The 21,240-nt window shown below is 72.0% G+C and carries 15 protein-coding genes; 10 read left to right on the top strand and 5 right to left on the bottom strand.

Annotation, left to right across the window (positions count from 1 at the left end; all coding sequences use genetic code 11):
• The first annotated feature begins 6 nt into the window (after nucleotides 1-6).
• From ACSMXW_RS06445 to ACSMXW_RS06435, 3 genes are read left to right on the top strand one after another with little or no spacing between them, the layout of a single operon-like run.
• Complete coding sequence (locus ACSMXW_RS06445; RefSeq protein ID WP_485804501.1) at nucleotides 7-663, top strand: cell division protein SepF; 657 nt, start codon at nucleotides 7-9, stop codon at nucleotides 661-663.
• A 53-nt stretch (nucleotides 664-716) separates the two neighbouring features.
• Entirely contained in the window at nucleotides 717-1,001 is a 285-nt protein-coding gene (locus ACSMXW_RS06440) for a YggT family protein (protein WP_485804500.1), read from the top strand.
• Nucleotides 1,002-1,047: 46 nt separating this feature from the next.
• Nucleotides 1,048-2,208, top strand: coding sequence for a DivIVA domain-containing protein (locus ACSMXW_RS06435; protein ID WP_485804499.1), 1,161 nt, complete (start codon nucleotides 1,048-1,050; stop codon nucleotides 2,206-2,208).
• Between the two features lie 402 nt (nucleotides 2,209-2,610).
• Here ACSMXW_RS06435 and ileS read toward each other — a convergent pair whose 3' ends face one another.
• Nucleotides 2,611-5,784 carry an isoleucine--tRNA ligase gene (gene ileS / locus ACSMXW_RS06430; protein WP_485804498.1) on the bottom strand — a complete coding sequence of 1,058 codons (3,174 nt, stop codon included), beginning with the start codon at nucleotides 5,782-5,784 and terminating at the stop codon, nucleotides 2,611-2,613.
• Nucleotides 5,785-6,641: 857 nt separating this feature from the next.
• Here ileS and ACSMXW_RS06425 point away from each other — a divergent pair.
• The 5 genes from ACSMXW_RS06425 (at nucleotide 6,642) to ACSMXW_RS06405 (ending at nucleotide 11,617) form a co-directional block, all read left to right on the top strand.
• A complete protein-coding gene (locus tag ACSMXW_RS06425; protein ID WP_485804497.1) occupies nucleotides 6,642-7,952 on the top strand; it encodes a TraR/DksA family transcriptional regulator in 1,311 nt (436 codons plus the stop codon).
• A gap of 650 nt (nucleotides 7,953-8,602) precedes the next feature.
• The gene (lspA, locus tag ACSMXW_RS06420; protein ID WP_485807848.1) at nucleotides 8,603-9,187 is read left to right on the top strand and encodes a signal peptidase II; all 585 of its coding nucleotides are present in this window, start codon (nucleotides 8,603-8,605) and stop codon (nucleotides 9,185-9,187) included.
• A gap of 98 nt (nucleotides 9,188-9,285) precedes the next feature.
• On the top strand, nucleotides 9,286-10,227 hold the full coding sequence (locus ACSMXW_RS06415; protein ID WP_485804496.1) for an RluA family pseudouridine synthase: 942 nt from the start codon (nucleotides 9,286-9,288) through the stop codon (nucleotides 10,225-10,227).
• Entirely contained in the window at nucleotides 10,224-10,709 is a 486-nt protein-coding gene (locus ACSMXW_RS06410) for a GNAT family N-acetyltransferase (protein WP_485804495.1), read from the top strand. Before ACSMXW_RS06415 ends, ACSMXW_RS06410 begins: the two co-directional genes overlap by 4 nt.
• 167 nt (nucleotides 10,710-10,876) lie before the next feature.
• The gene (locus ACSMXW_RS06405; RefSeq protein ID WP_485804494.1) at nucleotides 10,877-11,617 is read left to right on the top strand and encodes an SDR family NAD(P)-dependent oxidoreductase; all 741 of its coding nucleotides are present in this window, start codon (nucleotides 10,877-10,879) and stop codon (nucleotides 11,615-11,617) included.
• A 343-nt stretch (nucleotides 11,618-11,960) separates the two neighbouring features.
• Here the strand turns inward: ACSMXW_RS06405 and ACSMXW_RS06400 are convergent, their stop codons facing one another.
• A complete protein-coding gene (locus ACSMXW_RS06400) occupies nucleotides 11,961-13,064 on the bottom strand; it encodes a mechanosensitive ion channel family protein (RefSeq protein WP_485804493.1) in 1,104 nt (367 codons plus the stop codon).
• A gap of 44 nt (nucleotides 13,065-13,108) precedes the next feature.
• Here ACSMXW_RS06400 and ACSMXW_RS06395 point away from each other — a divergent pair, with 44 nt between their 5' ends.
• A complete protein-coding gene (locus ACSMXW_RS06395) occupies nucleotides 13,109-13,678 on the top strand; it encodes a dienelactone hydrolase family protein (protein WP_485804492.1) in 570 nt (189 codons plus the stop codon).
• Between the two features lie 156 nt (nucleotides 13,679-13,834).
• Here the strand turns inward: ACSMXW_RS06395 and ACSMXW_RS06390 are convergent, their stop codons facing one another.
• The 3 genes from ACSMXW_RS06390 to ACSMXW_RS06380 all read right to left on the bottom strand — a co-directional run bounded on the left by ACSMXW_RS06390 (nucleotide 13,835) and on the right by ACSMXW_RS06380 (nucleotide 17,306).
• The gene (locus ACSMXW_RS06390; RefSeq protein ID WP_485804491.1) at nucleotides 13,835-14,653 is read right to left on the bottom strand and encodes a thioredoxin domain-containing protein; all 819 of its coding nucleotides are present in this window, start codon (nucleotides 14,651-14,653) and stop codon (nucleotides 13,835-13,837) included.
• A 73-nt stretch (nucleotides 14,654-14,726) separates the two neighbouring features.
• Entirely contained in the window at nucleotides 14,727-15,419 is a 693-nt protein-coding gene (locus tag ACSMXW_RS06385; protein ID WP_485804490.1) for a hypothetical protein, read from the bottom strand.
• Between the two features lie 519 nt (nucleotides 15,420-15,938).
• Complete coding sequence (locus tag ACSMXW_RS06380) at nucleotides 15,939-17,306, bottom strand: DUF2252 domain-containing protein (protein ID WP_485804489.1); 1,368 nt, start codon at nucleotides 17,304-17,306, stop codon at nucleotides 15,939-15,941.
• Nucleotides 17,307-17,618: 312 nt separating this feature from the next.
• On the opposite strand from ACSMXW_RS06380, the gene dnaE reads away from it, so the two are divergent.
• Nucleotides 17,619-21,170, top strand: coding sequence for a DNA polymerase III subunit alpha (gene dnaE, locus ACSMXW_RS06375; protein WP_485804488.1), 3,552 nt, complete (start codon nucleotides 17,619-17,621; stop codon nucleotides 21,168-21,170).
• The last annotated feature ends 70 nt before the right edge of the window (nucleotides 21,171-21,240 follow it).

Genomic DNA, 21,240 nt, shown 5'->3' with positions numbered 1-21,240 from the left:
CAGAGCATGGCCGGCGCGATGCGCAAGATGGCGGTCTACCTCGGCCTCGTGGAGGACGATGGGTACGACGGCCGCGGGTTCGACCCGGACGACGACTTCGAGCCCGAGCTCGACCCGGAGCCCGAGCGGGACCGGCGGCGGCATGAGACACCGCTTCCGTCACACCAGTCCCGTCAGTCTCCTCAGCCCCACCAGTCACATCAGCCACACAGGGACGAATCGGTACGTCCGGCTGCCCTCTCGGCTCACCGCGAGCCGACTCCGCTTTCGGCGGAATCCGGGCGTCCGGCGCGAATCGCCCCCGTGGCGTCTATCACACCTGAACGTCAGAGCATGGAGAAGAACGCGCCGGTGATCATGCCCAAGGTCGTGTCCGAACGAGAGCCGTACCGGATCACCACACTGCACCCCCGGACCTACAACGAAGCCCGTACCATCGGGGAACACTTCCGCGAGGGCACTCCGGTGATCATGAATCTGACGGAGATGGACGACACGGATGCGAAGCGACTTGTCGACTTTGCCGCGGGTCTCGTCTTCGGGCTTCATGGCAGCATTGAGCGGGTGACACAGAAAGTGTTCCTGTTGTCTCCTGCTAACGTCGATGTCACGGCGGAGGACAAGGCCCGTATCGCAGAGGGCGGGTTCTTCAACCAGAGCTGACACGCAGCACCGGTCACAGACAGTACGAGGACAGGGGAGAGGGAAGCGCGGAGATGGGCGTGGTCCTGGATGTGCTCTACATCGCGCTGATGTGTTTCCTCATCGTGCTGATCCTGCGGCTGGTGATGGAGTACGTCCGTCAGTTCGCCCGCTCATGGCAGCCCGGCAAGGCGATGATCGTCGTTCTTGAGGCCACCTACACTGTCACCGATCCACCGCTCAAGCTCCTGCGGCGGTTCATCCCGCCGCTGCGTCTCGGAGGCGTGGCACTAGACCTGTCCTTCTTCGTACTGATGATCATCGTCTACATCCTGATCTCCATCGTGAGCCGGCTGTGAACGATACGGTCTTGCCGAGTGCCGACGACTACGTTGAGGTGAAGAGATGCCGTTGACCCCCGAGGACGTGCGGAACAAGCAGTTCACGACCGTCCGCCTCCGAGAAGGCTATGACGAGGACGAGGTCGATGCCTTCCTCGACGAGGTCGAAGCCGAACTGACCCGCCTGCTCCGTGAGAACGAGGACCTGCGCGCCAAGCTGGCCGCCGCGACCAGGGCCGCCGCGCAGAGCCAGCAGCAGAACGCGATGCGCAAGCCTCCTGAGCAACAGGAGCGACCAGCCGGGCCCTCGCCCGCCGCCATATCAGGACCACCGCAGCCGGTGCCGCCGCAGCAGCAGCACCCGATGGGCGGTCCCCCTCAGCTGCCTGGCGGGCAGCCGCAGCTCCCCGCCGGCCCCGGTGGCCACGGTCCCGGCCCGCAGGGCCCGCACGGCCAGGGTCCGCACGGACCCGGCCCGATGCAGGGCGGTCCCATGGGCGGCCCCGGTGGGCAGATGGTGCCCGCGGGCCCGATGGGCCACGGCGGCCCCCAGCTGCCGGGCCCCGGCGGCCCCCAGGGCGGTCCGCACGGCGACAGCGCGGCGCGCGTCCTGTCGCTGGCCCAGCAGACCGCCGACCAGGCCATCGCGGAGGCCCGCTCCGAGGCCAACAAGATCGTCGGTGAGGCGCGCAGCCGCGCCGAGGGTCTGGAGCGTGACGCCCGTGCGAAGGCGGATGCGCTGGAGCGGGATGCGCAGGAGAAGCACCGTGTCGCGATGGGCTCCCTGGAGTCCGCGCGCGCCACGCTGGAGCGCAAGGTCGAGGACCTGCGCGGCTTCGAGCGCGAGTACCGGACGCGTCTGAAGTCGTACCTGGAGAGCCAGCTCCGTCAGCTGGAGACCCAGGCGGACGACTCGCTGGCCCCGCCGCGGACCCCCGCGACGGCGTCGCTGCCGCCGTCCCCGGCACCCTCCATGGCTCCGGCCGGCGCGAGCGCCCCGGCCTACGGCGGCAACCAGACGATGGGCGGCGGCGCCATGGGTGGCGGCACCCTGGGCGGCAACCATGCTCCGTCGCCGGGTGCGCCCTCGTACGGCAGTGGGCAGCAGCAGATGTCTCCCGCGATGACGCAGCCGATGGCGCCGGTGCGGCCGCAGGGGCCGCAGCCGATGCAGCAGGCGCCTTCGCCGATGAGGGGGTTCCTCATCGACGAGGACGACAACTGACGGTGACGCCGTAGGCGTCGGCACACTCAAGGGCGGGGCCCCGGATTCCTTCCGGGGCCCCGCCCTTTGCCGTACCCCGGCCCACCTCTGGAGGGGCGCGGGGAGCTGCGCGACCAGCCACGGCGAGACCCCTCGGGTCGCCACTGCCGCAAGGGGGGAGTTTCTGTCGTTTCCGGGCCAGCGGTGGGTGGTGGGTTGCGCGCGCAGTTCCCCGCGCCCCTTGGGGGGGTGGCTCGGTACGTGGGGGCCAGCCCCGGCCCACGTAAGGGGCGCGGGGAGCTGCGCGACCAGCCACGACGAGACCCCTCGGGTCGCCACCGCCGCAAGGGGGCAGTCGCTGTCGCGGCCGGGCCACCGGCCGGTGGCGGGGTGCGCGCGGTCCCCCGCGCCCGAATGGCGCCGCTACGCCTTGCGCAAGGCGAAGACGAGGGACAGGGACTCGTCCCTGAAGGGCTCGCCGTACGTCTCGTCGGGGGTGCCCGGGGTGAACTCCGTGGCGAGCACCTCCTCGGAGATCAACTTCGAGTGATGGCTGAGCGCCGCCGCAACCTCCTCGTCCGTGGACGACCAGCGCAGCGCGATCCGGTCCGCCACATCGAGGCCGCTGTTCTTGCGGGCCTCCTGGATGAGCCGGATCGCGTCCCGCGCAAGACCGGCCCGCCGCAGCTCGGGCGTGAGCTCGAGGTCCAGGGCGACCGTGGCCCCGGCGTCGGACGCCACCGACCACCCCTCACGCGGCGTCTCCGTGATGATCACCTCATCCGGGGAGAGAGTGATCGTCTCGCCGTCCACCTCCACCGCGGCCGTCCCCTGCCGGAGCGCCAGCGAGAGCGCCGCCGCGTCCGCATCGGCCACGGCCTTGGCGACCGCCTGTACCCGCTTGCCGAACCGCTTGCCGAGCGCCCGGAAGTTCGCCTTGGCGGTGGTGTCCACCAGGCCCCCGGTTCCGCCGGCGGAGTCCGCGAGGGAGGCCAGCGAGGTGACGTTCAGCTCCTCGGTGATCTGGGTGCGCAGCTCCTCGGAGAGCTCGTCGAAGCTGGCCGCCGCGACCAGCGCCCGGGACAGCGGCTGCCGCGTCTTGACGCCGGACTCCGCGCGCGTGGCCCGGCCCAGCTCGACGAGCCGCCGCACCAGCGCCATCTGCCGGGACAGCCGGGTGTCGACCAGGGACAGGTCCGCCTTCGGCCACTCCGACAGGTGCACGGACTCGGGCGCGTCGGGCGTCACCGGCACCACCAGGTCCTGCCAGACCCGCTCCGTGATGAACGGCGTCAGCGGCGCCATCAGCCGGGTGACCGTCTCCACGACGTCGTGCAGCGTGCGCAGCGCGGCCTTGTCGCCCAGCCAGAAGCGGCGGCGGGAGCGGCGCACGTACCAGTTCGACAGGTCGTCGACGAACGCGGACAGCAGGCGGCCGGCCTGCTGGGTGTCGTAGGCGTCCAGGGCCCGGGTGACCTGGTCGGTGAGCGCGTGCAGCTCGGACAGCAGCCAGCGGTCCAGCATCGGCCGCTCCGCCGGGGCCGGGTCGGCGGCGGAGGGCGCCCAGCCGGACGTACGGGCGTACAGCGCCTGGAAGGCGACCGTGTTCCAGTACGTGAGGAGGGTCTTGCGGACGACCTCCTGGATGGTGCCGTGGCCGACGCGGCGCGCCGCCCAGGGGGAGCCGCCGGCCGCCATGAACCACCGCACCGCGTCCGCGCCGTGCTGGTCCATGAGCGGGATCGGCTGCAGGATGTTCCCCAGGTGCTTGGACATCTTGCGGCCGTCCTCGGCCAGGATGTGCCCGAGGCAGACCACGTTCTCGTAGCTGGAGCGGTCGAAGACCAGGGTGCCGACGGCCATCAGCGTGTAGAACCAGCCGCGGGTCTGGTCGATGGCCTCACAGATGAACTGCGCCGGGTAGCGGCTCTCGAAGAGGTCCTTGTTCTTGTACGGGTAGCCCCACTGTGCGAACGGCATCGAGCCGGAGTCGTACCAGGCGTCGATGACCTCGGGGACCCGGGTCGCCTGCCCGCCGCACTCCGGGCAGGGGAACGTCACCGCGTCGATGTACGGGCGGTGCGGGTCGAGCCCGGACTGGTCCTCACCGGTCAGCTCCGTCAGCTCCGCCCGGGAGCCCACACAGGTCAGGTGGCCCTCCCCACAGCGCCAGATGGGCAGCGGGGTGCCCCAGTAGCGGTTCCGGGAGAGCGCCCAGTCGATGTTGTTGTTCAGCCAGTCGCCGTAGCGGCCGTGCTTGACCGACTCGGGGAACCAGTTCGTCTTCTCGTTCTCCGCGAGGAGGCGGTCCTTGACGGCGGTGGTGCGGATGTACCAGGACGGCTGGGCGTAGTACAGCAGGGCGGTGTGGCAGCGCCAGCAGTGCGGGTAGCTGTGCTCGTACGGGACGTGCCGGAAGAGCAGTCCGCGGGTGTCGAGGTCCTGGGTGAGGGCCTCGTCGGCCTTCTTGAAGAAGACGCCGCCGACCAGCGGCACGTCCTCCTCGAAGGTGCCGTCCGGGCGGACCGGGTTCACCACGGGCAGGCCGTAGGCGCGGCTGACCTTCAGGTCGTCCTCGCCGAAGGCGGGGGACTGGTGGACCAGGCCCGTGCCGTCCTCCGTGGTGACGTACTCGGCGGTCACCACGTAGTGCGCCGGCTCGGGGAACTCGACCAGCTCGAAGGGGCGCCGGTACGTCCAGCGCTCCATCTCGGCGCCGGTGAAGCTCTGGCCGGTGGGCCGCCAGCCCTCGCCGAGGGCCTTGCCGAGCAGCGGCTCCGCGATGACCAGGAGCTCGCCGTCCGTACCCGGGCCCTCCGCGCCGGCGGTCTTCTCGGCGACGACATAGGTGACGTCGGGGTGCGCGGCGACGGCGGTGTTGGAGACCAGGGTCCAGGGGGTGGTCGTCCACACCAGCAGGGACGCCCGGCCCGCGAGGGGCCCGGAGGTGAGCGGGAAGCGGACGTAGACGGACGGGTCGACGACGGTCTCGTAGCCCTGCGCGAGCTCGTGGTCGGACAGGCCGGTGCCGCACCGCGGGCACCAGGGGGCGACGCGGTGGTCCTGTACCAGCAGGCCCTTGGCGAAGATCTCCTTCAGCGACCACCAGACGGAGTCCACGTACTGAGGGTCCATCGTCCAGTACGCCTGGTCGAGGTCCACCCAGTAGCCCATGCGGGTCGTCAGCTCGCTGAAGGCGTCGGTGTGCCGGGTGACGGACTCGCGGCACTTGGCGTTGAACTCCGCGATGCCGTACGCCTCGATGTCCTGCTTGCCGTTGAAGCCGAGCTCCTTCTCGACGGCGAGCTCCACCGGCAGGCCGTGGCAGTCCCAGCCCGCCTTGCGCGGCACGTGGTAGCCGCGCATGGTGCGGAACCGCGGGAAGACGTCCTTGAAGACCCGGGCCTCGATGTGGTGGGCGCCCGGCATGCCGTTGGCCGTGGGCGGGCCCTCGTAGAACGTCCACTCGGGGCGGCCCTCGGACTGCTCCAGGCTCTTGGCGAAGATCTTCTGCTCACGCCAGAAGTCGAGCACCGCGTGCTCGAGCGCGGGCAGGTCGACCTGTGCGGGTACCTGGCGGTACTGCGGCGTGGTCATCGACGGGCTCCTCCAACGGACTGCTGCTTCCGCCGGAGGGACGAGTGCCGTCTGCTGCGGCGGCGCCCGCGGTACCACCCTCCTTGGTCCTCCGGCGGCTAGGCCGGCGACCCTCTCATTCGATGCGCGATGCCGGGTCTACCGGCCGTGGGTCACGGGGCCCGCCCGCGTCCACGGCTTTCTTCCGGCGGCTCCGGGGTGATCTTCACGCCGCGCTCGCCCCCGGGCTCGCACCGTCCCCGGGTCGCTCATGGCTGCGTACGCCGCTACTCGTCCCCATCCACGCCTTTCGCTGGGGCCAGTGTACGGGGGGCGAGGGGGTGCCGCCGACCGGGTTTCCCGGGGCGCGCGGCGGGCCCGGCGGCCGGGCCCGGCGGCGGTGGGCCCGGCGGGCGGCCGGGGAGCGCCCGGGCGGCCCTCGGGACGCGGTACGGGCCGGGGCGGGAGCGGGGTCCGCGGTGACCCGAATGGCGAGACGGACCGCGCCGGATCGGGGAAGTGTCCAGCTCATCGGATTACCCGGCGGGGAGCTGGGCACAACGCATGCGTGCCTGTCACGCGGCAGTGAGGGGCACCTCCCAGGCCGTCGCGGTGTGGGGGAGGGGCGGGCGAATCGGGCGGCGTGCCCCGTTGCCGCGGGCACGGTGTCGATTTATCGTCCCAGCACGATTCGCGTGCAAGATCACAATATGTGAAGGGGCCGCGGCATGGTGGTGAGGAAGACCGCCGTACAGCGTTCGGCGACCAGCAGACCCACCGGCGGTGCGGCGGCCACGGGCATCGGCGGCAGAAGGGGTGCGCATGCGCCTCGACCGGCGCGGCCGGCGTGCGCCGCCTCCTTCCAGGGACTCCCGAGGGTGACCCTCCGGAGCGCCGTCAAGCCCCTCGCGGTGGCGCACACGCCCGCCGAGACACCGGCGGACGCGCCCGACGCGCCGGAGTGGGACGGGCCCGGGGCGGCCAGGAAGAGCGCCAAGGGTGCGAAGGAGACGTCGGGGGCGGCCGGCGGCCCCGGGGAGGGCGGTTCCGGGAAGCGTGGCGCCGGGAAGCCGGCCGCGAAGAAGCCGGCGGCGAAGAAGTCGGCGGCGAAGAAGTCCGCGGCTGGGAAGTCCGCGGCTGCGAAGTCCGCCGCGGAGAAGGCGGCGGCCGGCGGCCGTGCGGGCGCCTCGGCGGAGCGGCCGGCCAAGAAGGCGGCGGGCGCGGCCGCGGGCAGGAAGGCCGCGGCGAAGACGGCGGCCAAGAAGACCACGGGCAAGAAGACCGCGGCGGCGAAGGCGGCGGGGAAGAAGGCCGCCGCGGAGGAGCAGCCCGCGCCGGAGAAGGCGGCGGCGGGGAAGGCGGCGGCGGGGAAGAAGGCCGGGGCCAAGAAGGCCCCGAGCAAGAAGGCCCCGGCGAAGAAAGCCGGCGTGAAGAAGGCTGCGGCCAAGAAGGCCGCGGCCGGGAAGGCCTCCGCCGGGAGGGCGGTTGTCGGAGGGGCCGCCGGGGGCAGCACCGAGGAACCCAGGACCGCGGAAACCGCGGAAACCGCGGAGAGCACGGAGGCCGCGGAGATCAGGGAGAGCACGGAGGACAGGACCACGGCCGCAGAGGAGACCGCGGCCGCCGAGAAGGGTGCGGTTGACGAGGCGGCCGGCACTGCGGCCGAGGACGCGGCGGAGGCCGCTACGACGACGGGAGCCACGAGGGTGGTTGCGAAGAAGACTCCGGGCACGGCCACGGCTGCGAAGAAGCCCACCCCCGTGCCCAAGGCACGGGCCACCGCGGCGGAGCCCGAAGACCTCGCCGTGCGTCCGGGCGAGGAGCCCTGGACTCAGGACGAGGTCGACGAGGCGCGTGCCGAGCTGAGCACCGAGGCGCTGCGGCTGCGCAACGAGATCGAGTCGTCCGAGGTGTCCCTCGCCGGACTGATGCGGGACTCCGGGGACGGCGCGGGCGACGACCAGGCGGACACCGGCACCAAGAACATCACCAGGGAGCACGAGCTGGCTCTCGCCGCGAACGCGCGCGAGATGCTCGTCCAGACGGAGCGCGCCCTGGAGCGGCTGGACGCCGGTACCTACGGGCTCTGCGAGGTCTGCGGCCGGCCCATCGGGAAGGCCAGGATGCAGGCGTTTCCGCGGGCCACACTCTGTGTCGAGGACAAGCAGAAGCAGGAGCGGCGCTACTAGGGAAGCAGAGGCGGCGCCACCAGGGACGCCCCCCGCGCCGGGGAACCGCGCGGCCCCCACCGGCCCCCACCGGGCCGCGGCCTGTGACGAGACCGCGCGGGGCTCGCCACCGTGGCCCGTCGCGGGTGCGGGCCTGGTCGTCCGGCGTGCCCCCGCAGGACAGAACAGTGGCGGCCCGCCGGCCGGCCCCGCGTGGGGCCCACAGGGAGGACGGCGCCATCTCACAGTCCCGCGCCCCTTCCGGGCGGACCGTGCACGGTCGGTCACGGGTGCGGCGGCTGGGGCGCGGGGGTCCGGCCGGCGTGCCGTACTCTCGTCCTCAGTCAGGTACCTAGGGCCGAGGGACACACGTGGCAGAGGCGGAGCGCATCATCGGTACGCCGGACACCCCGCAGCCGGCGGGGTCCGCGCCGGAAGGGGCCGGTACGGGGGCCGAGGAGGCCCGTCCGGGGGACGGCGCCGCGGGCGGAGGCCGGACTGCGGCACCCGGGGAGGCCACCGGCGCGGACCGGGCCACCACGGATCAGTCCTCCGGCACGGACCGGTCCACCGGAGCGGGGCAGCCTTCCGGAACGGACCAGCTCTCCGGAGCGGAGCAGCCCTCCGGAACGGAGCGGCCTGCGGCCTCGGAGGGGGCCCCGGGCCCGGAGCTGGCCCCGTCCCCCGGGCAGGCCCCGGGGCCGGAGCGCGCCGGCGGGAGCGGCGAGGTCTCCGAGCCGGACGGTGCGGACGGCGCACCGTCCGCCAGGGGCGGCCGGAAGATCGCTGTGCTGTTCGCGGTGGCCGCCCTCGCCTACCTGCTGGACCTGGTCAGCAAGGTGGTCGTGGTGGCGAAGCTGGAGCACCACGAGCCGATCGACCTGATCGGCGACTGGCTCCGCCTGGAGGCCATCCGCAATCCGGGCGCCGCGTTCGGCATGGGCGGCGCCTTCACCGTGATCTTCACGGTGATCGCCGCAGCGGTGATCTTCGTGATCGTCCGGCTGGCCCGCAAGCTCCACAGCCTGCCCTGGGCGGTCGCCCTGGGGCTGCTCCTGGGCGGAGCGATCGGGAACCTCACCGACCGGCTGTTCCGCTCGCCCGGCGTCTTCGAGGGCGCCGTGGTGGACTTCATCGCCCCCAAGCACTTCGCCGTCTTCAACCTCGCGGACTCGGCGATCGTGTGCGGCGGGATCCTCATCGTGCTGCTCTCCTTCCGCGGCCTGGATCCCGACGGCACCGTCCACAAGGACTGACGAGAGGCGGGCGGGGGCGCCCTCGAAGGCGCAGTGGGCGGCCCGGGGCCGGGCACCGCTGTGTCCGGGGTGTCACCGGGGTCCGGCATACTCGACGGGTGAGCACGATTCCCGAGATCCGTACGCTGCCCGTGCCCGACGGCCTGGAGGGCGAGCGCGTCGACGCCGCCATCTCCCGCATGTTCGGCTTCTCCCGCACGAAGGCGGCGGAGCTGGCCGCCGCGGGCAAGGTACTGGTCGACGGCGCGGCGGTCGGCAAGTCGGAGCGGGTGCGCGGCGGCGCCTGGCTGGAGGTCGAGCTGCCGCAGCCGCCCGCGCCGGTCCAGGTGGTGGCCGAGCCCGTCGAGGGCATGGAGATCGTGCACGACGACGACGACGTCGTGGTGGTCGCCAAGCCGGTGGGTGTGGCCGCGCACCCCAGCCCCGGCTGGAGCGGCCCCACTGTCATCGGCGGCCTCGCCGCCGCCGGGTACCGGATCTCCACGTCCGGCGCCGCGGAGCGCCAGGGCATCGTGCACCGCCTGGACGTCGGCACCTCCGGCCTGATGGTCGTCGCCAAGTCCGAGTACGCGTACAGCTCGCTCAAGCAGCAGTTCCGAGAGCGGACCGTCGACAAGCGGTACCACACCCTCGTCCAGGGCCACCCCGACCCCACCAGCGGCACCATCGACGCCCCCATCGGCCGCCACCCCGTGCACGACTACAAGTGGGCGGTGACCGCCGAGGGCAAGCCGTCCGTCACGCACTACGACCTGATGGAGGCCTTCCGCGCGGCCTCGCTGCTGGACGTCAAGCTGGAGACCGGCCGGACCCACCAGATCCGGGTGCACATGGCCGCGCACCGCCACCCGTGCGTCGGCGACCTCACCTACGGGGCCGACCCCACCCTGGCGAGCCGCCTCGGCCTCGGCCGCCAGTGGCTGCACGCGGTCCGGCTCGGCTTCGAGCACCCCGGGGACGGGCGCTGGGTGGAGTTCGAGAGCGCCTACCCTGATGATCTGCAGCGAGCCCTTGACCGGGTGCGGGAGGAGAGCGCATGACCGCCACCGACGACACCGCCGCCGCGGGCTTCACGGTCCGCAGGGCCGAGGACCCGGCCGACCGCGAGGCGTGTTTCGCGGTGCGCAAGGAGGTCTTCGTCGTCGAGCAGGGCGTTCCCGAGGACATCGAGTACGACGCCCACGACCCCGACGCGCTGCATGTCATCGCCGTCCGTGCCGACGGCACTCCGCTCGGCACCGGCCGCCTGCTGCACGGCACCGCGGCGCTCGCCGTGACCGGCGAGCCGGGCGTCGGGGCACTGGGGCGGCTCGCGGTGGCGAAGCACGCCCGCCGGCTCGGAGTCGGGGCCGCCCTGGTGCGCGGCATAGAGGACGCGGCCGGGGAGCTGGGCCTCACCGCCGTCGACCTGCACGCCCAGACCCATGCCCTGGCCTTCTACGAGCGGCTCGGGTACGTGCCGTACGGCCCGGAGTTCACGGACGCCGGAATGCCGCACCGCGCCATGCGCAGGACGCTCTAGGGCACCACCGCCACACCCGCACCACCCGTCACCCCGCGCCGCCTGTCGCCCCGCGCCGCCCGCCACCCCGCACCACCCGTCACCCCGCGCCGCCCCGCGGCCCTGCGGCGCCGGCCGCCTGTCCGCGTCCCCGCCGAACCCCGTCCGAAGTGGGTAAGGTCGGACACATGGCACGCAATGTGGTGATCAGCGGCGGTGGCACCGGCATCGGGCTCGCCACCGCACGGGTCTTCGCAGACGACGGCGACCAGGTGCTGTTGGTGGGGCGGCGCGCCGAGGTGCTGGAGAAGTCCGGCATCGCGGGTGCCCTCATCCACGCCGCCGACCTGAGCACTGCCGAAGGGGCGCGGAGCACCGCCGCGTTCGTGGCGGCCGAGTTCGGCGCAGTCGACGTCCTGATCAACGCGGCGGGCGGTAACGGCATCCTGGAACCGGCCGCGGAGACCGACGACCCGCTGGCCGTCGCCGCGCACTTCTGGACCGTCAACTTCCATATCAACACCCTGACGGCCGCCCTGCTCACCGAGGCGCTGAAGGACCGTCTCGCCTCGCCCGGCGGCCGGGTGCTGTTCGTCTCCTCCATCGCCGCCTTCCGGGGCTCGGGCTCGGGAGCGTACGCGGCGTCCAAGGCGGCGCTGCACCCCTACGCGTTCGACCTGGCCGCGGCCCTCGGCCCGCGCGGCATCACCGTGAACGTGGTGGCGCCCGGCTATGTCGAGGACACCGAGTTCTTCGGCGACGCCATGACCGAGGCCCGCCGGGAGCAACTGATCGCGGAGACCGCTACGGGCCGCCCCGGCACCCCCGGCGACGTCGCCGGCACCCTGCACTGGCTGGCCTCGCCCGCCGCCGCCCATGTCACCGCGCAGATCATCCAGGTCAACGGCGGCGCCGAGCGGGGCCACTGAGGTTCACGGCGGCCGCGGCCGACCCGGCCCCTCCCGGCCGCGGCCGACCGTCCCGTCTTCCCGGCCGCGGTCGACCCGGCCCGTCTTCCCGGTCGCAGCCGACCCGGCCCGTCCCGGTCGCGGCCGACCCCGCCGTGGCCCCCAGCCGACGCCGTCCGGGGGCACGAGGACACATCCCGGCCGCAGCAGAGCCGCAGGACGCCTCCGGCCCCCGGTCTCGCCTCCCGGCCCTCGCCTCCCGGTCTCGCCTCCCGGCCCTCGCCCCCCGGTCTCGCCTCCCGGCCTTCGGATCCGGTCTGCCCCCGGCCCTCGGCATCCGGCCCCGGTGCTCCGGGGAGTGGCCCTACCCCCGGCCCGTCCGGGGCACCCGGCCGTCCTTGAGCAGCGAATTGAGGTGCTCGGACCTGGGCGGAGGAACGGCGGTCCCGGTGTTGATCCGGGGCAGCGCGTACGGGTGCTGCTCGCTCAGCCAGCGGAGGATCTGCTCGCGGACGGTGACCCGCACCGACCAGATGTCGTCCGCGTCCTTCGCGGTCACCAGCGCCCGTACCTCCATGGTGCTGGCCGTGGTGTCCGTGACGGCCAGGCCCCAGTCGCGGCCGTCCCAGGCCGGGCACTCGCGCAGGATGTCCCGCAGCTTCTCGCGGATCTCGGCCACCGGCGCCCGGTGGTCCAGGTGGAAGAAGACGGTGCCGGTCATCTGCGCGCCGCCGCGCGACCAGTTCTCGAAGGGCTGGCTGGTGAAGTACGACACAGGCATGGTGATCCGGCGCTCGTCCCAGGTGCGGACGCTGAGGAAGGTCAGCGTGACCTCCTCTATCACGCCCCATTCGCCGTTCACGACCACGGTGTCGCCGATCCGCACCATGTCGCCGAAGGCGATCTGGAACCCGGCGAAGAGGTTGCTCAGCGTGGACTGGGCCGCGACACCGGCGACGATGCCGATCAGCCCCGCGGACGCCAGCATGGACGTGCCCACCGCCCGCAGGTCCGGGAAGGTCAGCAGCATCGCCGCCGCGGCTATCACCCCGACCACGGCGGTCACGATCCGCATGATCAGCGTCACCTGGGTCCGCACCCGCCGCAGCCGGGCGGCGTTCCGCTGCGTCGCCGCGTACTTCGCGTACGAGGCCTCCACGGCGGCCGCCGAGATCCGCACCACCAGCCAGGCGCTGGCGCCGATCAGGACCAGTGTGAGGACCTGTCCCAGCGCCTCGTAGTGGTTGCGCACGCGCGTGTAGGGGAGCAACCGGTAGGAGCTCCTGAGCAGGCCGGCGAGGAGTACGAGCAGCAGGGGCGTGCGGCAACGCCGCAGAAGGCCCCACAGCGGGGTGTCGATGTGCCGGGCGTCGGCGCGCCGCAGCAGGCTGTCGATGCCCCAGCCCACGGCGACCGCGATCACCACCGGACCCCCGATGACTGTCAGCGGACGCAGTACGGTCTCCATGTCCCCGACCGTAACCGGAGCAGCCCGGCTGGCACGATGGCGCGATGAACATCATGCTCTTCCACTCGGCCTACGGGCCCCGCCCCGCGGTCCGTGCGGCGGCGGACCGGTTCGAGGCCGCGGGACACCGGGTGTGGCTGCCGGACCTCTTCGACGGCCGCACCTTCACCACCATGGAGGACGGCCTCGCCCACCGGGACGAGCTCGGCAGGGACGAGCTGCTCAGGCGCGCCGTGCTGGCGGCGGCGCCGTACTCCGAGCGGGGATTGGTCTACGCCGGGTTCTCGCTGGGCGCCTCGGTGGCCCAGACGCTGGCCCTCGGCGACGGCAAGGCGCGCGGACTGCTGCTCCTGCACGGCACCTCCGACATCGCCCCGGGCGCGCGGGCGGAGGGGCTGCCGGTGCAGTTGCACGTCGCCGAGCCCGACCTCTTCGAGACGGACGACTGGCTGAGCGCCTGGTACCTGCAGATGGGCAGGACGGGCGCCGACGTGGAGGTCTACCGCTACGCGGGCGCCGGCCACCTGTACACAGACCCCGAGCTGCCGGACCACGACGCGGAGGCAGCCGAGCAGACCTGGAGGACGGCGCTCGGCTTCCTGGAGAGCCTGTAGCACGGGCGCGCGCCCCTCTCGGTCGCCGCGCGCCCCGCGAGCGCGCCGAGCGGTCGCCGGGACGGCGACGCCGGCCCCGCCCCACCGGGGTGGCGGGGCGGGACCGGCGCCGTGGCTCGGCGTGGCTCGGCGTGGCTCGGCGTGGCTCGGCGTGGCTCAGTTCTTGACCAGGTCCTTCTGGATCGCCGCGTTGAACTCCGGCACCGTCATCGGCGCGGCCTGGCCCCCCGCACCGACCAGCTTCTTGCCGTTCATGAAGAGGGTCGGGGTGCCGGTGACGCCGTCCTTGTTGGTGTCGAACTTGTGCGACATGTCGAGCGCCCACTTGTCGAACGTGCCGTTCCTGACGTCCTTCTGGAACGTCTTGTTGCCCTTCAGGCCGTCGACGGTGTTCGCCACCTTGATCAGGTAGGCGTCGTCCGCGAACTTGTCCTGCGTCTCCTCGGGGTGGTACTTCGCCGAGTAGAGCGCCGACTTGTACTTCAGGAAGGCCTCGGGGCTGACGTTCAGGGCGGCGCCCATGGCGCTGAGGGCGTTCTTGGAGCCCTCGCCGCCGTTGTTGTCTATGAAGGTCCCGCCGATGTACTGGACCTTGTACTTGCCGCTGTCGACGTCCTTCTGGACGGTCGCCCCGACGCTTTGCTCGAACTGCGCACAGATCGGGCAGCGCGGGTCCTCGTACATCTTGAGGGTGTTCTTGGCGCCGGCCTTGCCGATGACGACGGTGGTGCCGTCGGGGCCGCTGCTGTGCGCCGGCTTGACGAGCTTGTCGTCCTTGGCGGCCTCCCAGTGGCTCGGCTTGTTGGCCTGGGTGACCGCGTAGCCTATGCCGCCGGCGACCGCAAGGACGGCGACGACGGAGACGCCCACCAGGGCCTGGCGCCTGACCTTGGCGCGCTTGGCCTGGCGCTCGCGCTCCGCGCGCAGCCGCTCCCGGGCGGCGGTCTTCGCGGCCTGGCTGTTCCTCTTGCTCATGATCGGGGTCTCTCCTGTGATGACGCGCACATGCTCCGTGCGCGGGGGACGGTGGGGCGGACTGGTTCCGTGCTCAGGCGTGTACGGCCAGGCACGGCGGTCCGCGCCGTCCCACGGAGTGCACCCACGCGCGCGTGCCGCCGCCCTGCGGCCGGGGCCCGGTGCGCGGCAGGCGCCGCGCCGGCGCGCGGCCCGGCAGGACCGTGGCGAACGCGAGAAGCAGCGGCCGGAAGGTGGCGGCGACCGCGGCGCGCAGCAGTTGTCCCAGGGCCCGCTCGCCCCGCCGCAGCCAGGCCGCGGCCAGCAGTCCGACGCCGATGTGCGCGGCGAGCAGCAGCCAGCAGGAGGCCGGGCCCGCCTGCGCGAGCAGGACCTGCGCCCGGCTCTCCTGGCCGGCCACCCCCGGCAGCGTTCCGCCCACGGCCGAGCCGCGGCACAGCACGTGGAAGCCGACGGAGGCCAGCGTGCCCCTGACCGGGCCGCCCGCCTGGCCGTAGCAGACCTGCTGCCCCGAGGTGAAGAGCGTGTCCGCCGCCAGCTCCAGCGGCACCAGCAGCCCCGCGATCCCGGCGAAGCCCCGCTCGCGGCCCGCCAGCGCATAGGCGACGGCGAAGACCGCGGCAAAGGTCGCGGCGACGGTGGCGGGCGGCAGCGCCACCCGGGACAGCAGCACGTGCGAGGCCGACGACAGCGTCACGAGCAGCGCCGCGAACAGCGCCGCGCGCAGAGCGCGGGGCGCCGTCTCGGATATGTGCGCTGGTGTCACGGGGCGACTGTCTCTCCGGCCGGGTCCCGGGCGGGCCACGGGAGGCGGTGTACGGGTCCAACGGCCGAGTGTGCCACGCCGAGCTGTAGGGGCTCCTTAAGGAATGGCTATGAGTTATGGGATCGAGTCACACGGTGCTCCCCGGGCGGCCCACGCGCTGCTCCCCCGGGCGGGCCACTCCGTGCTCACGGCGGGCCCGTACGCGGGGCCGGCCCCGGCCCACTTCCCGCGGCTGGGGGCTGTGCCGTGAGGACACCTGCCATGCCCTCAAGGCACTCGGCGAGGCCCCGCCGCGTTGGGGGCACCTCCCACGCCGTTGCGGCAGTGGGGGAGCGACCAGCCGCCGGGACCGTGGGGCCGTCGCCGTCCCAAGGCGGCCGTTTCTGTCGCAGCCGGACCACCGGCCGGTGGGTGGGTGCGCGTGCAGGTCCCCGCGCCCCGCTTCCGCGCCGGGCCCCTACGCGGGAGCGGGGCCCCGGCCCGCCTCCGCAGGGTGCCGCGCCGGGTGCGCGCAGCGCCTCACGCCGTGCTCTCCAGACCGGGGATGCGGCCGTTGCGGAACAGGTCCACGAAGATCTGGTGGTCCGCACGCGCGCGTGCCCCGTAGCGGTGCGCGAAGTCCACCAGCAGCTCCGGGAAACCCTCCTCGTCGGCGGCGATCGCGGCGTCGATGGCGCGCTCGGTGGAGAACGGCACCAGCTCGGAGTAGCCGCTGTCGTCGTCCGCCGCGGCGTGCATGGTGGCCGTGGCCCTGCCGAGGTCGGCGACCACCGCGGAGATCTCCTCCAGGTCGTCGATGTCGGACCAGTCCAGGTCGACGGCGTACGGTGAGATCTCCGCCACCAGCTGCCCGGCGCGCCGGCCGTCCTCCTCGATCTCGGTCCAGCCCAGCCAGGGGTCGGCGTGCGCCTGGAGCGCCCGCTGGGAGATCACCGTGCGGTGCCCCTCGTGCAGCCAGTAGTCCCGGATCGCGGGGTCCGTGATGTGCCGGGAGACGGCCGGGGTCTGCGCCTGCTTCATGTAGATCACCACATCGTTCTCCAGGGCGTCGCTGTTGCCCTCCAGGAGGATGTTGTACGAGGGCAGGCCCGCGGAGCCGATGCCGACGCCGCGCCGGCCGACCACGTCCTTGACCCGGTAGGAGTCCGGGCGGGCCAGGGACGACTCGGGCAGTGTCTCCAGGTACGCGTCGAAGGCTGCCAGCACCTTGTAGCGGGTGGCGGCGTCCAGCTCGATGGAGCCGCCCCCCGGCGCGAAGCGGCGCTCGAAGTCGCGGATCTCGGTCATCGAGTCCAGCAGCCCGAAGCGGGTCAGCGAGCGGGCGTCGCGCAGCGCGTCCAGCAGCGGCCCCTGGGCGGTGTCCAGGGTGAACGGCGGCACCTCGTCGTTCTTGGCGCCGGTCGCCAGCGCGTGGATCCGGGCCCGGTACGCGGCGGCGCAGGTGCGCACGAGACGGGTGATCTGCTCGTCGCTGAGCGCCTTGGCGTACCCGATCAGCGCCACCGAGGCGGCCAGCCGCTGGAGGTCCCAGGTGAAGGGGCCCACATAGGCCTCGTCGAAGTCGTTGACGTTGAAGATCAGCCGCCCCTGGGAGTCCATGTACGTGCCGAAGTTCTCGGCGTGCAGGTCGCCGTGGATCCACACGCGCGAGGTCCGCTCGTCCAGGTACGGGCCGCCCCGCCTGGCGCCGAAGCCGATGTCGGCCGTCAGGTCGTGGTAGAAGAGGCCGGCCGTGCCGCGGTAGAAGGCGAACGCCGAGGCCGCCATCTTCCGGAATTTCACCCGGAAGGCGGCCGGGTCGGCGGCCAGGAGCTCGCCGAACGCGGTGTCGAAGACGGCGAGAATCTGCTCGCCTCGCTGCTCGGCGCTGGGCTGCGGGTCCGGCATGGGTGGGTGCCTCCTGGTGCGGTGGTCGGCTGCGGCGGGGCAGCGTCGGGGCAGGCGAGGCGGCCCGTGCGGGTGCGCGGGACCGCGCGGCACGGGACGCGGGCCCGGTGCGCCGGGCCGCCCGTGTCACCGCACGAACTTACCCGTGTGCGCCGTCGCCCACCCGCCTCAGGGCGCCGTGCCGCGCGCACGGTGGACGCGCGCGCCTCCTGCGACGGATGTCACAGCAGGGACGTAGACTTCCACGCTGTCACCCCCGAGCAGGCAGCCGTTCCCGGTTGTTCCCCGACCGTTCGCTGGAGGTCCCCCGCCGTGGCGTCACCGTCCCAGAAGCCCCCGTTCACGCACCTGCACGTTCACACCCAGTACTCGCTGCTGGACGGTGCCGCGCGGCTGAAGGACATGTTCGCGGCCTGCCAGGAGATGGGCATGACGCACATCGCCATGAGCGACCACGGCAACCTCCACGGCGCGTACGACTTCTTCCACTCCGCGAAGAAGGCCGGCATCACCCCGATCATCGGCATCGAGGCCTACGTCGCCCCGGAGTCGCGGCGGAACAAACGCAAGATCCAGTGGGGCCAGCCGCACCAGAAGCGGGACGACGTCTCCGGCTCCGGTGGCTACACGCACAAGACGATCTGGGCGGCGAACAGCACCGGACTGCACAACCTCTTCCGGCTCTCCTCCGACGCCTACAAGGAGGGCTGGCTCCAGAAGTGGCCCCGGATGGACAAGGAGACCATCTCCCAGTGGTCGGAAGGCCTGATCGCGTCCACCGGCTGCCCCTCGGGTGAACTCCAGACCCGGCTGCGCCTCGGCCAGTTCGACGAGGCCCTCAAGTCGGCCGCCGAGTACCAGGACATCTTCGGCAAGGACCGCTACTTCCTGGAGCTGATGGACCACGGCATCGAGATCGAGCGCCGGGTCCGCGACGACCTCCTCACCATCGGCAAGAAGCTCGGCATCCCGCCCCTGGTCACCAACGACTCGCACTACACCTACTCCCACGAGGCCACGGCGCACGACGCGCTGCTGTGCATCCAGACCGGCAAGAACCTCTCCGACCCCGACCGCTTCAAGTTCGACGGCACCGGCTACTACCTGAAGTCCACCGAGGAGATGTACGCCATCGACTCCTCGGACGCCTGGCAGCAGGGCTGCGCGAACACCCTCCTGGTCGCCGAGCAGATCGACACCTCCGGGATGTTCGAGAAGCGCGACCTGATGCCGAAGTTCGACATCCCGGAGGGCTACACCGAGGTCACCTGGTTCCAGGAGGAGGTCCGGCGCGGCATGGAGCGCCGCTTCCCGGGCGGCATCCCCGAGGACCGCCAGCGCCAGGCGGACTACGAGATGGACGTCATCATCCAGATGGGGTTCCCGGGCTACTTCCTCGTCGTCGCCGACTTCATCATGTGGGCCAAGAACAACGGCATCGCGGTCGGCCCCGGCCGCGGCTCCGCGGCGGGCTCCATCGTGGCGTACGCCATGGGCATCACCGACCTCGACCCGATCCCGCACGGCCTGATCTTCGAGCGGTTCCTCAACCCCGAGCGGATCTCGATGCCGGACGTCGACATCGACTTCGACGAGCGTCGGCGCGTCGAGGTGATCCGCTACGTGACGGAGAAGTACGGCGAGGACAAGGTCGCCATGATCGGCACGTACGGCACCATCAAGGCCAAGAACGCGATCAAGGACTCCGCGCGCGTGCTCGGCTACCCGTACGCCATGGGCGACCGCATCACCAAGGCCATGCCGGCGGACGTGCTCGGCAAGGGCATCCCGCTCTCCGGCATCACCGACCCGCAGCACCCCCGGTACTCGGAGGCCGGCGAGGTCCGCGGGATGTACGAGAACGAGCCCGACGTGAAGAAGGTCATCGACACCGCGCGCGGTGTGGAGGGCCTGGTGCGGCAGATGGGCGTGCACGCGGCCGGTGTGATCATGTCCAGCGAGCCCATCGTGGACCACGTGCCCGTCTGGGTGCGGCACACCGACGGCGTCACCATCACCCAGTGGGACTACCCGAGCTGTGAGTCGCTCGGCCTGCTGAAGATGGACTTCCTGGGCCTGCGGAACCTCACGATCATGGACGACGCCGTCAAGATGGTGAAGTCCAACAAGGGCCTCGACATCGACCTGCTGAGCCTCCCGCTCGACGACCCCACGACCTTCGAGCTGCTGCAGCGCGGTGACACCCTCGGTGTCTTCCAGTTCGACGGCGGGCCCATGCGCTCCCTGCTGCGCCTGATGAAGCCCGACAACTTCGAGGACATCTCCGCCGTCTCGGCCCTGTACCGCCCGGGCCCCATGGGCATGAACTCCCACACGAACTACGCCCTGCGGAAGAACGGCCAGCAGGAGATCACCCCCATCCACAAGGAGCTGGAGGAGCCCCTCAAGGAGGTCCTGGACGTCACCTACGGCCTGATCGTCTACCAGGAGCAGGTGCAGAAGGCCGCCCAGATCGTCGCGGGCTACACGCTCGGCGAGGCCGACGTGCTGCGCCGCGTGATGGGCAAGAAGAAGCCCGAGGAGCTGGAGAAGAACTTCGTCATCTTCCAGGCGGGCGCCCGCAAGAAGGGCTTCAGCGACGAGGCCATCCAGGCCCTGTGGGACGTCCTGGTGCCGTTCGCCGGATACGCGTTCAACAAGGCCCACTCCGCCGCGTACGGCCTGGTCTCGTACTGGACCGCCTACCTCAAGGCCAACCACCCGGCCGAGTACATGGCGGCGCTGCTCACCTCGGTCAAGGACGACAAGGACAAGTCCGCGGTCTACCTGAACGAGTGCCGACGGATGGGCATCAAGGTGCTCCCCCCGGACGTCAACGAGTCGCAGCACAACTTCGCCGCCCAGGGTGACGACGTGATCCTCTTCGGCCTCTCGGCGGTGCGCAACGTCGGCACCAACGTCGTGGAGTCGATCATCCGCAGCCGCAGGGCCAAGGGGAAGTACACCTCGTTCCCCGACTACCTGGACAAGGTCGAGGCGGTCGCCTGCAACAAGCGCACCACGGAGTCGCTGATCAAGGCGGGCGCCTTCGACACCCTGGGCCACACCCGCAAGGGCCTCACCGCCCAGTACGAGCCCATGATCGACAACGTGGTGCAGGTGAAGCGGAAGGAGGCCGAAGGGCAGTTCGACCTCTTCGGCGGGATGGGCGACGAAGGCGGCGACGAGCCGGGCTTCGGCATGGACGTCGAGTTCGGTGCCGACGAGTGGGACAAGAGCTACCTCCTCGCCCAGGAGCGGGAGATGCTCGGCCTGTACGTCTCCGACCACCCGCTCTTCGGCCTCGAGCACGTGCTCTCCGACAAGGCCGACGCGGGCATCGGCCAGCTCACCGGCGGCGACTTCTCGGACGGCGCGGTCGTCACCATCGGCGGCATCATCTCCGGCCTGCAGCGCAAGATGACCAAGCAGGGCAACGCCTGGGCGATCGCCACGGTGGAGGACCTGGCGGGCTCCATCGAGTGCATGTTCTTCCCGGCCACCTACCAGCTCGTCTCCACGCAACTCGTGGAGGACGCGGTGGTCTTCGTCAAGGGCCGCCTGGACAAGCGCGAGGACGTGCCCCGGCTGGTCGCCATGGAGCTGATGGTCCCGGACCTGTCGAACGCCGGCACCAACGCCCCCGTGGTGATCACCATCCCCACGGTGAAGGTGACCCCGCCCATGGTCAGCCGCCTGGGCGAGATCCTCAGTCACCACAAGGGCAACAGCGAGGTCCGGATCAAGCTCCAGGGCTCCCGGAAGACCACCGTGCTCCGTCTCGACCGGCACCGCGTCCAGCCCGACCCGGCGCTCTTCGGCGACCTGAAGGTGCTGCTCGGGCCGTCCTGCCTGGCCGGCTGACCAGGGCGCGGCACCACGGGCGCGCGGGCGCCCGGAGACCGGGTTCCCGGGCTCCCGGACGCCGGTCCCG

The sequence above is a fragment of the Streptomyces sp. DSM 116793 genome (assembly GCF_057320905.1).
Note: the sequence above shows the minus strand (reverse complement) of the source record. Positions and strands in the feature narration are given on the sequence as shown.